8 protein-coding genes are annotated in these 17,654 nt (G+C 41.8%); 1 reads left to right on the top strand and 7 read right to left on the bottom strand.

What is annotated here, in order from left to right:
- Nucleotides 1-18: 18 nt before the first annotated feature.
- The 5 genes from AAA970_RS24615 to AAA970_RS24595 all read right to left on the bottom strand — a co-directional run bounded on the left by AAA970_RS24615 (nucleotide 19) and on the right by AAA970_RS24595 (nucleotide 11,342).
- Entirely contained in the window at nucleotides 19-3,078 is a 3,060-nt protein-coding gene (locus AAA970_RS24615) for a SusC/RagA family TonB-linked outer membrane protein (RefSeq protein WP_338239560.1), read from the bottom strand.
- Nucleotides 3,079-3,549: 471 nt separating this feature from the next.
- A complete protein-coding gene (locus AAA970_RS24610; protein ID WP_338239559.1) occupies nucleotides 3,550-4,551 on the bottom strand; it encodes a hypothetical protein in 1,002 nt (333 codons plus the stop codon).
- 230 nt (nucleotides 4,552-4,781) lie between these two features.
- Complete coding sequence (locus AAA970_RS24605) at nucleotides 4,782-6,623, bottom strand: AGE family epimerase/isomerase (protein WP_338239558.1); 1,842 nt, start codon at nucleotides 6,621-6,623, stop codon at nucleotides 4,782-4,784.
- 155 nt (nucleotides 6,624-6,778) lie between these two features.
- Nucleotides 6,779-8,980, bottom strand: a complete 2,202-nt coding sequence (locus tag AAA970_RS24600) for a glycoside hydrolase family 2 protein (RefSeq protein ID WP_338239557.1) — start codon at nucleotides 8,978-8,980, stop codon at nucleotides 6,779-6,781.
- Between the two features lie 193 nt (nucleotides 8,981-9,173).
- Nucleotides 9,174-11,342, bottom strand: coding sequence for a GH36-type glycosyl hydrolase domain-containing protein (locus AAA970_RS24595; RefSeq protein WP_338239556.1), 2,169 nt, complete (start codon nucleotides 11,340-11,342; stop codon nucleotides 9,174-9,176).
- A 455-nt stretch (nucleotides 11,343-11,797) separates the two neighbouring features.
- Here AAA970_RS24595 and AAA970_RS24590 point away from each other — a divergent pair, with 455 nt between their 5' ends.
- On the top strand, nucleotides 11,798-13,009 hold the full coding sequence (locus AAA970_RS24590; protein ID WP_338239555.1) for a glycoside hydrolase family 88 protein: 1,212 nt from the start codon (nucleotides 11,798-11,800) through the stop codon (nucleotides 13,007-13,009).
- Between the two features lie 287 nt (nucleotides 13,010-13,296).
- On the opposite strand, the gene AAA970_RS24585 is transcribed toward AAA970_RS24590, so the two are convergent.
- Entirely contained in the window at nucleotides 13,297-14,418 is a 1,122-nt protein-coding gene (locus AAA970_RS24585) for a redoxin domain-containing protein (RefSeq protein WP_338239554.1), read from the bottom strand.
- Between the two features lie 728 nt (nucleotides 14,419-15,146).
- Nucleotides 15,147-17,540: a glycoside hydrolase family 94 protein gene (locus tag AAA970_RS24580; RefSeq protein ID WP_338239553.1), complete on the bottom strand. Its 2,394-nt coding sequence runs from the start codon at nucleotides 17,538-17,540 to the stop codon at nucleotides 15,147-15,149.
- Nucleotides 17,541-17,654: the final 114 nt, after the last annotated feature.

Here is a 17,654-nt window from a genome sequence, read left to right as displayed (position 1 = left end):
TTAAATTATTGCGGTTCATTAAAAATTCATCTGTACTCCGGCAGTATATACTCGTGGCGTAGGCCTGGCATTATAACCCTTTTCAATGGAAGCACCGGAAGAAGATCCCGAATCCCACACATCAGGATTATAACCTTGATAATTAGTGAAGATATAGGCATTAGAAATGGCGATATAAGCACGCAATCTTGTGATGGTGTCCAAATTAATTAGATTTTGAAAATCATATCCTAATTGAATGTTTTGTATATTCAAATAAGCACCATTCTGTATATGTCGGTCAGAAAACCTATTGGAGGCAGAAGAGGCATTAACCGTAGGATATTCCGCATTGGGATTCTCCTCCGTCCAGGTATTCCCCACCAATTCTTTCAATCTGTTTTCTTTCTTATTGGTTAATGTAAAATTGTAAAGATTTTCATTAAATACTTTATACCCCGCCTTACCCTCCAATAAAACACTCAGGTCAAAACCTTTATATTGAGCACTGAAATTCAGCCCAAAATAATACTTGGGTATGGAAGACCCGAGATTCACACGATCGTCATCATTTATTTCACCATCTCCACTGACATCAACAAAGCGCACATCTCCGGCTTGGGCGGTAGGCTCAATATCCTCATCCTGTTGATCCGTACTATATAGCCCATCTGTTTTATAGCCATAGAAATACCACATACTTTGATCCACCTCTAATCTTTGATATCCATCACCGGACATAATAGGCGTATCTCTACCATCCACTTTAACAAGTTCTGAGGCCTTATTGGACACATAGGTGAAATTACCCCCTATGGAATAAGTAAACGCTCCTTCAAAATTATCATAATTAAGTCCCAACTCCACCCCTTGATTTTGAATGGAACCTACATTCCTTAACCCATTACCTATATAATCCCCATCCACATCTGTACCAGTTCCAATATCGGCCATTTGCTGAACGCTCAGAATCATATCCCTTGAAGTTTTTTGAAAAATTTCTCCGGTAAATCTTAGCTTGTTATCAAATAAGCCGGCATCTATACCAAAATTAAGTTGCTCGCTGGTCTCCCAACGTAAATCATCAGCAGGCAATCCTGCCACAATATGAGCAGTCGTATTCGGGTTGCCGGCTCCCCCTGCCCAGGGATAGTTAATATTGGGCCACATGGCCGCTACAAACCTGTCGGTCAAACTTAAATCACGACCCACTTCACCATAACCGAGGCGTAATTTCAAATTATTAATTACCGCATGATCCCTTAAAAAAGCCTCCTCGGAAATCGTCCATCCGGCAGATAAAGATTTAAAAATACCTGTTCTATTCTCAGCTTTAAATTGGGAGCTGGCATCTCTACGAATGGACCCATTGAGGGTATATTTGGCATCATAGGTATAAATAAAACGTGCGAAGCCCGATAACATTCTTTTCGTAAAATTATCAGCGCCGTAAACTTGTTTACTGCCTCCCACTATTGATTCGAGACCATCCCGATTGCCATCTGCGGTAGCGAAGGTGAAGGATGTTTGTTCATTTTGCACAACACCACCTGCGGTAAGCACCACATCGTGACGATCGGCGAAGGTTTTTTTATACGTCAGGTAATTGTCCCAGAAGAGCCCCAAATACCGCGAATAATTTTCGCCATATCTGGAATTTACAGAAGCATACAAGGCGGTACCCTGATCCATTTTTGGATTTCTGGTTTGTTGAAAACTACTGGAGAATGACCCATTAAGATTTGATTTAAACGTCAGTCCCTCAAAAATATCGACCTCTGCCCACAGGCTTAAACTCGTCCCCACAGATTGTTGATCCTTTTCTTTAATGGTCATGGTGTACACCGGGTTGGCAGTATTAACTGCGCCAGTAGTTTCCACAGTGGGTACGCCATATCCATGGCTTAAAATGTTGGCAGCATCGTATACCGGGATTTGGGGTGCAATCTGATACACCGCTGAAGGATCGCCCTGCTCTGGCGTTTGCTGGCGTTGCGACAAGTTAAACATGACCGTTTCTCCCATTCTGAATCGACCTCTTTTCAAATCCGACTTGACATTCAGGTTATATCGCTGGTATCCCGTATTGATTTGCATTCCCTGCTGATCGGTATATCCCATTGAAACGCGGTAATTGCCACTCTCTCCCCCACCCTGAGCGGAGAAATTATACCTTGAAATTGGCGCTGGCTTAAAAACCTCCTCTGCCCAACGGGTATTGGTGGTAATATTTTCGTCTCTTACCCAACGATTTTGACGAATCGTCCCATTCTTAACAAACAGCTCATCCGCATAGGCCTTATATTCATCAATATCCATCGCATCATAGAGGTTCATAGGCGTTTGCACGCCATATTCGGCGGAGAAATTAAATTTTGCTTTCCCCTTTTTGCCGCTTTTGGTGGTAATGATCACCACCCCATTAGCACCACGGTTACCATAGATAGCCGCAGAGGCCGCATCCTTCAAAACATTCAACGATTCAATATCATTCGGGTCAATATTCAACATGGAATCTGTCAGCACTCCATCAATCACATATAAAGGATCAGACTTTCCTGACACCGTTCCCACCCCCCGAATTCGCACTTTAATTCCTCCTCCGGGTGTGGTGGAATTACTGACTTGCACCCCTGCCATACGTCCCTGCATGGCTTGGGCCGCATTGGCTGTAGGGATTTTCTGAAGCTGCTCAGACTTAACCATACCTATAGAGCCTGTGATATCCCTTTCTTTTTGTTCCCCATATCCAATAACCACTACCGTTTCAAGTTCCTTGACATTGGGGGCCATAGTTACATCGATGACCGACTGGTTTCCAACTTTTACCTCCTCGGCCATATAGCCGATGAAAGAAAAAACAAGCACCTCCTCCGGGCTGGCAGAAATGGAAAATTTACCGTCGATATCCGTTACCGTGCCGACAGTTGGTTTAGATTTTAGCGTGATATTTACCCCTGGCAAAGTGGCGCCGTCCCTCTCGGTCACGGTTCCGCTGACCATCTTTTGAGCGAAAACACTATCTCCCAAACCTATAAACACCCCTATGAAGAACAACACAAAAAATAACTTACGGCCTATAGTATTATTGCATATCATATCAATAATAAATGTTTAATTATAAAAAAATTATATGGTAAATAAATTATACATTTAGAGAACCATTTTTAATAAATAAGAATAGTATTAATGGTTCAAAAAAGCTACCCAAAAGATAGCTTTTTTGAGATTTAGAGCATGTTCGAATACACAGCAATAGGCTGCAAATTTCAAATATTAAACACGCTCTTAGCAACAGCATTAAAACCAGAATGCCCAATAGATTGATCCTATAAGTGGTTTATTCAAAAGGACCACTTTTAACTCTAAAGATATAGTGATCCTTTTAAAGACATATAATTTTAGATTGACTAGTTAATCACCACTCATTTTGACTACAGCAACTGGTTATTAGAGCACAATTCCTAGCGTATCCTGATGCTCGGTATGCCATATGCTAAAAATAACCTTGTATCGTTGTTGCAATAATTCCCTACTGCTTTGAGCGTGTGTATCCCACGCTTTAAAGCATTACTCGTTGATCTCGAATAAAAATGCTTGCGTCTCTACATTGAAAGTGAGGTGTAAACCTTTATCCGCACTTCCCGGTACTTTTACTCTACACCCTCCCGTGTTAGGACCTTCATTTACCCCCTCGTCATTAATTTTATCCGGAGCATTAGTGCATTCTGCAAGCGTTTCATTTCCATCTTTATCTTTCGTAAAAGATTTCACATACCAGGTACCGGATAAAGATTCGGTATCATCTTCAGGCCCATTTCCCCAGTCCACATTATAAGTGCCGTCGTCCTCTCCCCATACGCCTTGTGCATTATATACTACTTTGAAATTGTAATCTTCCAAATGGGCATTGGGTGTTTCAGACCAGGGGTTATACCCCCAAATATCAGCCTCCCAGATGGCAGGATTATCTGCTGACTGTGTCATCGGTACACCTTGCCCCCAAGCATTTTCAGGCGCCTGATTAGGAACGGTATTCACCTGTCCAACCATCCAAAGTATTTTCTTATTACCTTCGGCATCAGTATGGTCCCAATTGAAATCAATACAGGTAACCTGATCTACCACCTCAACCGAATAAGTCTTCTTATCTGCATGAGCATTGATGGCAGCTACCTTAGCCTCTGCGTTGGGAACCACAATTTTATCCCAAAGCTCTCCGCAATCTTCCCCTTTCACCTGTAGATCTCCGGCCAGTTGATCCCCTTTGCCTGAAACTGCCCCATAAGTAAAGGCATTATCTGAGGTCGCAAAAGAAAACTCTGTGTCCCCACTATTCCCCAAAACTACTCGTTTTACAAATTCGCCCAAATCATTGCCCTCATTCATGAGGATTTTCTCTTCTCCTTTCATAAGCACAAAATCATCAGGAGTAGCTACATTACACTCCTCCACTGGTGGATCAACTGGTTCGGTAGGTTCATCGGTTGTTGATTCTGAACAAGCCGACAAAAAAACAATAGGCAGTGAGAAAGCAATGGCTTTCAAGGTCATAGAGTTAAATACTTTCATCTTAAAAATAAGTATAGTAAAAAAAATAATTTCCGAATTAACGCCGGCCATTTAGGCGGGCTGGTTAATCATTTGATAGTTCCAAATTGGAGGCTGATGAAAGATTTAAGGTGGATTAACCTTCAATTATTAGTGTAATTTTATTCTAATCATTGATCCCACTACCTTCCAAGGGCTCATTGTAGCAGGTTAAACATTTCTCCACTGTAGCAGAGATGATTTATCAACCTTTACCGCTGTTTCAAAAGTTTAATCATTTGTGTCTGCTGATTAATACCGTCTAACCGAAGCAGATACATCCCGGTAGCCAGCGTATTAAGTTGTAATTTTTGTTGATCAAGGGAAGGATCAAGGTGATAATGCCCCACTTTTTTTCCGCTTATGCTGAACAGGCCTGCTTGTTGAATGCCTTTCCCCTCAATCGTCAATTGCTCATTAAAAATGGTCGGATAAACTTCGAAGTTCTGAGTCTTTTCAGCCAATAGTGGTGTTTGTGGATCAAGTGGATTACTGTTGGGTTGATAAGTAACCTTAAAAATGCCCGAAGTGCTTTCATCCAAATTCACCGTCATGGCTTGGGCGTCAAAATCGGTATAAGGCTCCCCGTTGAGGGTAATGGATGCAATGGATAATCCGTCTTTCTTAACAATGACTGGCGCTAACTGAACCTGCTCGGTGGTTTGGCCATCAAAGTGATAATACAATGAAAAGGGCCGTGCATGCAAATAAGTGTTGGCATACAAATAGGTCATATAGCCTAATTCCGCATCGTGGAAGCCTGCTTTGAAAGTGTTGGCCAATAAATCCCCAAAAGGCTGACTGCCATCTTGTGATACGTTCATATACGACACGCCATGAGCACTTAATAAATGCTGTTCAAAGAATGCCATGGATTCATCGGCTAATTGAAGGTATTTTTCCCTTTTTTGATCATCAACCGTACTGTAATAATTCATCAGGCCTCCTGTAAGCCCTTGCTCGAGCACCCAATGATTCTTGGTCGCATTTTTCCTTTTGCCTGTCTTCCAGCTGATATCCGAAAAAGGTGCACCGTAATGGTAGTCGTATAAATCTTCATGCTCATGATTATTACGCTCCAACACCTGATCAAGCAATTGTTCTGCAGCGGTTTGGTAACTTGCATTTCTAAAGAAAACGGCCGCCCTGCCCAAGCACCAGGCCGTTTTCAGAACATGTCCCACCCCGCAGTGGTCGTTAGATTGGTCAATATTCCAATTACTATCAAAAATCTCCGGAAAACCTGCTTTTACAGCAGTTAACTCCATCGAACCAGCCAGATGATCCCTTGCAATATCAGAGAGGTCTTTAAATCTCTGAATGGTTTCCGGAGTCCGGTAGCTATTGGCCAACAAGGCCGCATGTGTATTAATGCCATCAATGGTACCGGTAAAACCTTTGCCCTTTTGGCCGGAATTTCGAATGCTGCCTTTTTCATAAAAACCAAGATAATTATCCCGGCTATCCCACCAATTTTCATCCAGGTTTTGAAGCGATTTATCTATAAATTCCTGTTCGATTGCAATTCCATTAGATTCAAAAGGTGTTCCGCCGAGAGCTTCTTCCATGGCTACAATTCCCACCATGGCATATTCTTGTTGGAAAATCCATCGTTCGTTTTGAGCCCAGGGTGTGCCAAAGGACTGATCATTATCGGTATCATAGGTAAAAAACCAGCCGTCATTTTGTTGATCCCAACCTTTATCATACAAAAAATCAAGTGCCTTTCTCGCATGTTGTAAATATTTAATATCACCCGTCATCTGAAATGCGCGGGCAAAAGCATAGGCCGTTCGGCTTGTGGCGCAAAGGCTCTTGTACTGAAATCCTTCCCAACCTCCGCTTTGATCCGCTTTGGCATGACCATCCAATCCGGCAAAGGTATGGTAACCCCCGAGGTTTTTGTCCTCCAGTTTAATATGAAAATCAGCCACGCCTTTCACGAAGTCAATATTTTTGTCGGGGTTTTTAAGGTGTTCAGCAATAAGTTGATATTGACTAAAGCCTGTATGATAAAAAAATAGCAGGCATAGAATAGATATAATTTTCCGCATTGTCATACTTTTAATGTAAAATCATAAAAGTACAATCAACCCGTTTTTATATAGATACTCATGTTCTGAATTAGGAGACAATTAATCGGATAAGAAAAAAGGTCGGAGTAAAGTGCTCCGACCTTCATATATGAAATATTACGACTAATTATAAATCAAATATTCAACACTGCAATAGCGTCTTTCCACTTTTCCATTGGCTTGACCATCAACTCGTAATAGCTGTCCAGTGCAGAATGATTTTCCACTTTTAATTTTATATTAAATAAACCTTGATGATGCTGTGGAATCTTCACACGCAAGCGAGGACCGACTGTATTTTCAAACGACTTGACGGCGATACCATTCCAATATTGTTCCTGAGATTCTTCTCCAAAACAAACTTCAATGGTCATGTTCAATCCGTCGAACTGCTGTGCTCCATCATTGAGCATCCACAAATCCATCTCCATCCACTCGCCAGCATCATAGGAGAAACGCTGGAACTGAGCACTTGCCAATACGGGCCGCAAGGCATCTTTGATACCATAAAAGGCAGGCTTGATCTGATTGTCATAATCGATAATGGAGTTATTGGCAGCCGTTGGCCATGGTTCATTGAAGCACCAGTTCAGCGCCATGCTACAATAAGGCTGTTTTTGGCGGGCCGCTTCAAATATACACTGATAACCAATCCTTTGCAGTTGCTGACCCCGAGCTACCAAAGTGGATAAATCTTCACTTTTCCCGAAAAATTGCTCGATAATGTGGGCATTCAACCACGTTTTTTCAGTCCAGGCATCATAGGCATGATGCGCTTTCCACGCTTCCGTTGGGCTTGGTGGGAACTGTTCCTCGGCGGGAATGATTTTTTTGATGGTATTTTCGAAAGCGGGAGATGGCATTCCAAATTCAGAGTAGGCCGTGCAATCTGCCGAGAACATCCACTGAAAAACATCCTGTTGGGTATCCTCATCAAAGAAAGCATAATGGCCGTGCCCCATACCCATCACGGGTGCGGTAGGCAAAAACGGGGTGTTGGAATCATGCTCAAAACACACACTATTTAACAGACGCAAGGCATGCGATTGATCGGTCATGCCCGACCAGCTGTTGAACAGTTCATTTCCCCCGCACCACAGCACCGTTGAGGCAAATTGCTTCAATCGCTTCACGATCGCTGTCGCCTCCGATTTCAACACCTTCAGGTATTGCTTATCATCGGGATGGTTGTTACAGGCCAAAGGAAATTCCTGCCAAACCAACATTCCCTTGTCATCGCAATACTGATGGAAAGCATCCTTATTCACAATCCCGCCGCCCCAAACACGTAGGATATTCATGTTCGCTTCCAACGCCAGATCAATCAATTCATGGTAGCGCGCATCGGTGATGGTGCCAGGGAAAATTTCAGGGTTCACCCAGTTGGTGCCTTTCAAAAAGATTTTTTGCCCATTCAATTCCATCTGAACCGGAGGGCAACTGCGGGACTTGGGGAAAGTATTGGTCCGCTCATAAGCCCCCTCATTCATCACCAAGGCCACTTTTCGGAAGGCGACCTTACGACTGATTTGCTGTTTCGTTTCCAGATCAGTCAATACAAAATCATACTGAAAAGGATCGCCCTGCCCGACACACCACCATAACTTAAGATCCGCCAATTCAAAACTTGAGGTATTTCCATTGAATCGAATTTCCTTTACACATTTGCCCTCGTCCAACACTTCTAGCAGGTAGGATCCATCCCAAAAATTACCTCCCCAATACGACACCTCCATATTCACCTGCGCCATCCGCTGCTGCAGATCAAGCTCATAATCCACCAACAGACTTTTTACTGCCTGCGGTCCTATGACGATACAGCGCGCCTCGTCCCAGATCCCCGATGGGATCAAGCGTGGGTGCCAGTCCCAGCCGTAGCTCACTGCAGGCTTAGCAGTATGGTCGGCCTGCGATCTGTCATAGGAATTGTGATGTGATTTTGGAACAGGAAAAACAATCACCTTTAACTGATTTTTGGCTTCGGTCATATAAGGATTAAGCACCACTTTCACCTCACTGAACATCCCGGTATGGTGCGTGAGCAATTGATCATTCAGGTAAATTTCACATTCATAATCAATGCCTTTCGCCTGGAAAAACACCTTCTTTCCTTCCACATCGTTCGGAAGGTCAAGCACCGTTTGGTAGGTCCAATAACAGTCTTCCATCCAAACCCATTGTTTGTAATTGTCGCCGAAATGGAAGTCGGGATAGTCGTTCGCCCTCGCCCAATCCAACTGCGCATTGCCGGGAACATTTGCTTTTACCCATTGCTCAGGTGTCTGCTCTTTTCCAGTATGATGCCCGAGTTCCCAATTCATTTCTATATTTTTCATTGCTTATATTTTCTAAGTTCTTGATCCATTTACAATTAAGCAATACACTGTTGGAAGGGTGCTAAAGGCCAGGATTACCATAGTTTATTATTTTACCTACAATGTTGATTTATTAGAATAGATCCCGTCAAAAATAATCTGTATAAATCTGCGTAACCTGTGGACAAATCAACACCTCAAATTCCTACCGTACCTATCCTTCTAATTCCTTCAATCGGTAATAAGTATAAAGCGGATAGGCATGCGCATGGGCATTATAAGGCATATTGAAAGCATGGCCCTCCGTTTCAGAAAGCGAGCCGTCGATATAATCCGATGCCGTCCATTGCCCTAACCAAAAATCAGGAAAAACCTGCCCGATATGCCGAAGGCTCATGCGGTTAAAAAGATCCCAGGCCAATGATAAATTTACCTGCGCCACCCCAATGACATATTGAGCGTAAGGAGCAAACCAAAAGCCGCCATTCTCACCAGCACCATCCTTGCAATAATGTTCCTTTACGCCAGGCAATGGTCCTTCCATCAATCGCCCACCCGCTTTTTCGGGATAAACCAAGCGCTCATTGACCACCTCAATCATTTTTGCTTTCAGCTCACTATCCAAATGAGGGATCTGCAAACCAAAGGCCTGTGGCCACATATAAACCTCCTCTTCTCCAATCGGCTCATCCACCCAATAGAAACGCTTGAAAAAGGAGGCACTCCCAATGTCTTTCATTAAATTTTCATACAAAACAGTTGCCTGCGTTTGGGCAATAGATTTCAGCATATCGACCTGATAGGTATATTCATCAGTGGGCGTTAAGGACGAAAAATTTTGAGCCAATTGTTGATACATCACAATCGCCATTGTGGTATTCAAATGCGATTCGGATTTTTCATACATTCGGTTAAAAGGCTCTTTTGCCAATACAAAATGAATATCATCGTTCCAGTCCGAATTCAGCAACCGCACCAATCCACGCGGACCAAGGCCAATTTCATCCCGAAGAAACAAAATCAGTTTTTCAATATGGTCAAGCACCGTTCCTTCCGCCTTGCTCTCCAGGGGGTAATAAGGAAGCAGCTCGAATAAAAAATCGATATCACCCGTGATGCGCAAATATTCATTGATTGCATGCAGTAAGAATAGCTGATTATCAGACTGTATATAGACATCGTCGGTCTGATAGCCAAAGCCTTTCTCCATGATCGGCACTTGTCCTCGCGCATTTTCCTTTTTCAACGCATAGCGCAAAGCTGATTTGGCCACCGTGGGGTTATAATAACACATCGGTAACAGGTGTTGCAGGTGATCCCGAACGCTTGCATGTAAGCCCCACCAAAAATCATATTGACTTCCCTGCGGTGTTTTGGTTTCTTTGAAATACCGAGAATATTGCGACATGGCCTCCAATATATGAGCATGCCAGATCAGCTCCGACCGTCGGTCATTATCCAGCCCAAATTCAGGCAGCACCTGTTTCCATTGATCTGCTACGGAAGTTTTTTCTTCACAAAATGCGTTCCATTGGGCTTGATAATCTGTATCAAAACTGAAGCCCAATTGATAACTGAAGGACTGTTTATACCCCCCTTTCAACTTCACTTCATAATTGGCTTGAAGATAATTTGCTCCTCCATTAGCATTATGTTCAATAGAGGTTTTATCCTTTGATCCCATGAAAAGCACAGGTGGAAATCCCTCATATGCTGCAATAGTATCTTTGTCTTTCCATAAAAAGGGCTCCCGTGGCTTGGCTTCGAAGGCGATGGCACAAAAATCAACACCACGCTCCACTTCCCGCACTCCATAATCCACTTTCTTTGGCCATTTTTGCTGATAATGCATTTCATAATCCGCAACAATCGCATCGATAACCTTCAGTTGTTGGCAATGCGTATTATTGTTCTTTATTTCGATATCTACCTGCATGATGGACTGCCCCCCTGTTACAGAAAGCGATGGTCTGACGGATATTTTTTTGGTAATGACCATTTCATTAAACGCATATTCCCAAATCACATAACCTACCCCACATCGGCAATTCCGTTCAATTTGAACCTTATCCTGATTAATATCTGTCAGGTCAATTTTATGCCCATCCCATTCCACAATAAGATGATTCGCCCCACTGTTATCTTCTTTTCCCAGATTGAGCCTTCCCCACGATCGCTCCCCTGTAATCAGTTGATATTTTCCACTGACATGAGGCAAAAGCAAGAGCCGGTAATTCCCCAAAAGGAAATAAGGATCCTCGGTTTGTGAGGTATCAGAACGATCCAATTCCATTGGAAAAGGAAGTGGGCCGGTATATTCCACCACAGGAAAAAAATCATCATCCAAAAGCCATCTGCTTACTGTTGTATCTTGTGTTATCATAGCACTCATATTTACTATAAATAAACACGGTCAGTACTTGAAATAAAAACTATAGCTTAAAACTGTACTTATTTAGTAAAATAATACCCTTCAACATTTCACCCTAATAAAAATGCACATCAAATGGACATTTATCCTCTTTTTCCACCAAAGGCCTAACGATCTTAATCTCATTAATTCATATTAGCGAGCATAAAAGCTAAAATTCGCTACGGAATTTTGATTATTGCAGAAATGTTACTCAATTTTTTTGAGAGCATAGCATCGCTATTGTTGAGAAATTATCCAAAAGCACTTCCAATAATTCAAATTTGCAGCCGGATAGTGTGCTCTTAAACACGGTCAAAAGAAAACCCTTAACCAAGCACGTTTTATGAACTCCAAATTTTCAACGTAAAAAGTACGTTTTCAAAGTACCCTTTAAATTGACTTCATCATATTTTTATTTAGGCTCTATGCGATACTTCATTACTTTTTTTCCCATTTTTTTGCTTTTGACCAACTGTAGCCAAGAGCGCCGTACACCCCAAAACAAAACATTTTCCGCTCAAAAGGCGAAACAGGCCATGGCTCTATGCGCCCTCCAATACGAGGGATTGGCCAAACAATTGAGCCCGGGACAATTTCCCAGATCATTCGAAAAGGGCAAAATGATTACCAGTGATAAATTCTGGTGGTGCAGTGGTTTCTATCCGGGAACGATGTGGTATTTGTATGAAGCCACCAAGAATGAAAAGTGGAGGGATCTGGCCACCGAAAAAACCTTGGAACTGGACTTGGTCAAAAACCAAACAGGACATCATGACCTTGGTTTTATGCTTTTTTGCAGTTATGGGAATGGCTTTAAAATCACAAAGGACGAAAAGTTCCTGGAACCATTAACCACCGGTGCCTATACTTTAGCCAGACGTTTCAACCCCAATGTGGGCGCCGTAAAATCCTGGGACTGGGATGGTCGTCGTGGTTGGAAATACCCAGTAATTATTGATAATATGATGAATCTGGAATTACTTACGTGGGTTGGCGGACGTGAAGGACAGTCGTCATCCTTGTTGAAAATCGCCAACGAACATGCACAAACCACGATCAAAAATCATTTTCGCGATGATTACAGCTCTTATCATGTGATTGACTATAATGCGGAAGACGGATCAGTTTTACACAAAAATACTGCCCAAGGATTGAATGATGAAAGTAGTTGGGCACGTGGCCAAGCATGGGGGTTGTATGGCTATACGATGATGTACCGTTACACTAAAAACCCAATTTATCTGGAGCAGGCTCAACACATTGCCGGCTTTATCCTATCCAACCCGAACTACCCTGCCGATGGCGTTCCTTATTGGGATTTTGAAGATCCCAAAATACCGCATGCCTACCGTGATGCCTCAGCGGGAGCAATCATGGCTTCAGCGTTGATTGACTTATCCAAACTAACTAAGGATGAGGTTTTAGGGAAGAAATATTTTGATCAGGTGGAAACGATTTTAAACACCTTGAGTGGACCTGAATATTTGGCTAAAGTAGGTGAAAATGGGCATTTCTTACTGAAACATAGTGTGGGGAATTTGCCAAGAAATTCGGAGGTGGATACGCCGTTATCCTATGCTGATTATTATTATGTGGAAGCCTTAGTGAGGTATTTGGCTAATGAAAATGAAGTTTAGATTGTAGGTATAATTTGAATTTTAAATGTTGGTTGCCTCAGATTTATGTGAAATCTGAGGCATTTTTTTGCCATCAAATAAACTTGTATTGTTATCCCATAGAGATATTATTTTTAACATCTAACACATTGCTGATGGTATGTAAGTCGTTAAGAATAAACCCTATACAGGTATTTAAAATTTCAGGGTTTAGTACCATTGAAAATCTTTCACTTAATAGCATGTGGTCAGCCCATACAGCGAAAAAAATATTCCATTGTACAATACCCAACTATCGCCAATACCATTTATAATTTTTCATTTAAAAGCAAATTTAGTTCTCCCAGCGGGATATTTTTAGCAATTATTTTACCATCTTTATCAATCAAAAAATTTGTTGGGAAAGCTCTGACAGATAATCTCTTTGACTCTTCACCATTCATATCCCAATACTGCTTCCAAATAAGCTTTTCAGTTTCAATTACATTTTCCCACTTCTGCTTATCCCTTTCTTTATCTATTGAAATAGCAACTATTTCAAATCCCTTTGTGTTAAACTGACTATGTAAATCTTTTAGCTTCTCGAATTGAGCTCTACAAGGGCCACATCCACTATACCAAAAATCAACTAATGTGAATGTATTGTCTGTAAATAAATCTAAAGCAAATGGTTCATTATTTTTATTGACACATTGGATTAATGGAAAGTGTTTTCCTACGGAAAGCTGTTTCCCCTCCAATAATTTCGATTTAAGAACTCTTCCTGCATCCCCATTCTTTAGGTTATCAGAAAAGGCATCGTAAATAGAATCAAATATGGGTTCATACCCCCAACCCATTAAACTAACAAGCCTCCAAAAAGCGATTTCTGACTTTGGATTTTTTTCAGTATAGCTTAACAGTAACTTATCATGTTCTTTATGTAGAATATCAAGCTCTTTTTCCATTTTAAATCTAATATCTTCAGGAAGAATGTAATTATTGTCCCTATATATTTTATTATATTTTTGGTCGTGTGTATCCCTCTTCCTCTTGTGCTGTTTAAAAAAGGCTAAATAAAGTGGATACTCCTTTTGCATTATACTATTGGATACATCAGGTACCTTATCACGCTCATCTTTATTAATAGCAACTGTTTGCACGCCATTTTCTATAACAAACGGTGCTGATCTATATCCACCATCAGAATAAATAGTTACTCCCTGTGGTTCTGATAGGAATCCAGAAAACGAGAATTTGTTATTTTTTACTGTTGTAACGAGTTTACCCAGTTTATTTTCATTGTAGTCACTTTCGAACATTAGAGTTATCTTTCCTGAGTCAGCTTTTATAGTGCCATCAATTTCAAATTTAAACTGTTTTTCGGTTTGCGCCTGGGCGGTAATTTTTACTAAAATTAATATGATTAATAGAAGAATACTTTTTTTCATTTGTTCGTTCAATTGAATCTCCCTTTTAAGTTGAAATTTTTGAATTGGTTAAGATACCTTGTAATACTCGGTCTTTTGGTTTGAGACTATCATCCGGGTATAGGTAACCAATTAAAATGATCGCCTCACGGACAGCCCCAAGTAATTAACAACAATATATTATTACGCATAGTCACCCTATACCGTAGCTAAGCATGACTTTCAAATTATATATAATCATTCAACAATCCTAATGTAGCAACTCCAACAATCAGCCATGGTAGTGTTCACCACCAACGAAAAGTATACCACCTACCAATCAAAACGTGTCTCCTTTCACCTATTTAATCCTATAAAATATCGAGGTATAATTTATTCTTATCCAAGGACTTTGGTATTGTAAAACTATACTACATCATTCTTGCTACTCTAATTGAATAAATTTATAAGGGGTAAATTAGGCGCGGACAGCCTAAAGGAGTTTCAAGAACAAGCCTATTCTTGTTATTCCAGGGTAATTATTAAAAAGCGTAGGAAGGAATTTCAAATGAGCCAGCAGAATTTGGCCGATACGGTGAGGAAAAATCGTCCTTAAATCACAAAAAAACAGGAAATCTTCAAGCGTGCCTTTCAGAACTTATGAGCCGAAAGTACATTTTGCAAAAGCTTCGAATTTTAATCCGATGTAAATAAGTATTGAAATAAAACACTGATTAAAGCGATCCGCTTAAACCAGTATTTTATAAAAATTATTTCATCACCACCAATATTTCCATCTGATCAACCAACAATTCGTTAGGAATCAGGCTTCCCTCGATGCGTTGATCGCCAATGACGATATGGCTTACACCACTGCAATTTCTATTAGGATTTTGCACCTTGATATTGATCTTTTTATCTCTGAACAAACGGCTACACTCGAAACCATCCCAGCTTGACGGAATACAAGGATTCACTTCCAGTCCTTCCAACTGAGGGCGAACACCCAAGATGTGTTGGGTAGCTGAGAAGTACAACCAAGTAGCTGCACCCGAAAGCCACGGCACACGTGAAGCACCGAATCGAGGGCTGTGTTTGGAGTGTGTTGATTGACAAACCACATAAGGCTCAATCTGACGGATCTCTGCCTGATCATTGTAAGAAGCAGGACTGGTCGCTTTGAAATATTCATAAGCCTGATCGCCATTGCCTACCATCGCTTCAGCCATGATTCCCCAACCTTGGGTATGATTGAAAATACCTGCATTTTCTTTCATTCCAGGGTTCATCAAAGTCGCACGAACCACGCGGTAATCGGTCTTAACGAAAGGAGGTGTACAAACCATGATTCCGTGGTCCGTTGCCAACTGCTTTCTTACAGCAACCAATACCTGCTCGGCGCGTGTTTCTTGAGCGTACTCACTGATCACCGACCATGCCTGTGGGTTCAAGAAGATTTTTCCTTCTTCGGCTTCGTTGGTTCCGAACTTCATACCGTCATCACGGAAAGCACGCAAGAACCACTCGCCGTCCCAGGCGTGATCTTCAATATTTTTATCAATAACAGCCAATTGCTCCGCTGCCCATGTTTGTTCTGCTTCTTGCTTCAGCATTTGAGCGATTTCGCCATATACTTTCAAAGCATAACGCAATTGGAAAGCAACGAAAACGGTCTCTCCTTTTTGCCCCAATTCCAAACAGTCATTCCAGTCTGCCAACAAACCACATGGTAAGCCATGCGCACCCAAACGATCCAGGTTGAACTCAATCGCTCTTCTCAAGTGCCCAAAAACAGTCGCTGATCCTTGGTCTGCAAAAGGAATGTCCAATTGATAGAAATCAACATCACCCGTTTCACGAACATACAATGGCACGGCATTGAACAACCACATCGCATCATCCGAACGGTATTCTTCTGCTTTTGGCGCCGACATTTGACCAGGGAAATGTGCGTAAGGCTTCACTACTGGAATCGCTCCACCGTTGGCTACCTGACCCGAAAGCATCAAAATCAAGCGCTCACGAACTTCTGATGGAATCAAAGCGGCGGTACCCATCACATCCTGAACAGAATCACGGTAGCCCAAGCCGTCACGCTCACCATTATAAATCAACGATGCGGCACGCGACCAGAAATAAGTGATCAAACAGTTATAAGGGCTCCAGGTATTGATCATGCTATCAAAAGAAGCGTCAGGTGTTTTTACCCAAAGGCTTTCAATTTTGCGGTGCCAGTTGTTTTTCACTTCTTCAAAAGCGACTTTAGCTTTCTCAACAGTATCGAAAGTGGCAACGGCCTCAGCTCCTTCTTTTTCTGCTGATCCCACACCCATCAATACCACAAATTCTTTCTCTTCGCCAGGCTGCAACGCTACCGGAACCTGGAATACACCACAGCCATTATCACCAGCTGCCTCAGTATTTCCACATTCGCCACGCTCTACCACCAATGGGTTAGCGTAAGTGCGGTATGGTCCAATAAATGCCTCACGGTCGGTATCAAAACCTTTCACCAAAGCACCAGCAACCCCCATAAAGGTATGTCTTCCCTGATCTTTCTCTTCGAAATTTTCAGGAAGCGAAGGTAGGTTTACGTTCGTTCCGTGATCAATCAAATTGCCTTTGGCGGTCATCTTGACCGTATATTGGGTGTACTGCAAGTTTACCTGGTCGTCTTGCGCATTCCAGTTACCAGCATACTCCACATAGGTGAACAATGACATCTTGCGGAAACGATCGCTGTCATTTTTCACTTTTACAATCCAACACTCATAATGCTTCCCTTCAGGAACAAAATAAATAACCTCACTATTGATGCCTGAATATTCAGCAGAGATTTTGGTATATCCCGTGCCGTGACGACAAACACTTTTGAACTGATCCACTGGTTTGCCTACTGGCTGCCAACTGTTTGACCAAAAGTCTTTGTTTTCGTGATCGTGCAAGTAAATATATCTACCCGGCTGATCCATCGGAATGGAATTAAATCTCAATCGTGTAAAACGGCCTTGTGCCGCAGACCTGAAAAAACTGTAACCGCCCGCATGGTTGGTGATAACCGACCCAAAATCTGTTGAACCCAAATAATTGGTCCACGATCGAGGAGTTTCGGGATTTGTAATCACATACTCTTTATTCTCATCATCAAAAAATCCGAATCTCATAACTATTTGTAAAGGGATGAAAATGATTACATAAGCGCTAAACAAGAATATTGGAGAGGAGTTAAAGGCCATGATTTCCTTAATTTAAAGGTTTACCATGATTATTTATTGCCA

The organism is Persicobacter diffluens (genome assembly GCF_036244895.1).
Classification (GTDB): Bacteria; Bacteroidota; Bacteroidia; order Cytophagales; family Cyclobacteriaceae; genus Persicobacter; species Persicobacter diffluens.
Note: the sequence above shows the minus strand (reverse complement) of the source record. Positions and strands in the feature narration are given on the sequence as shown.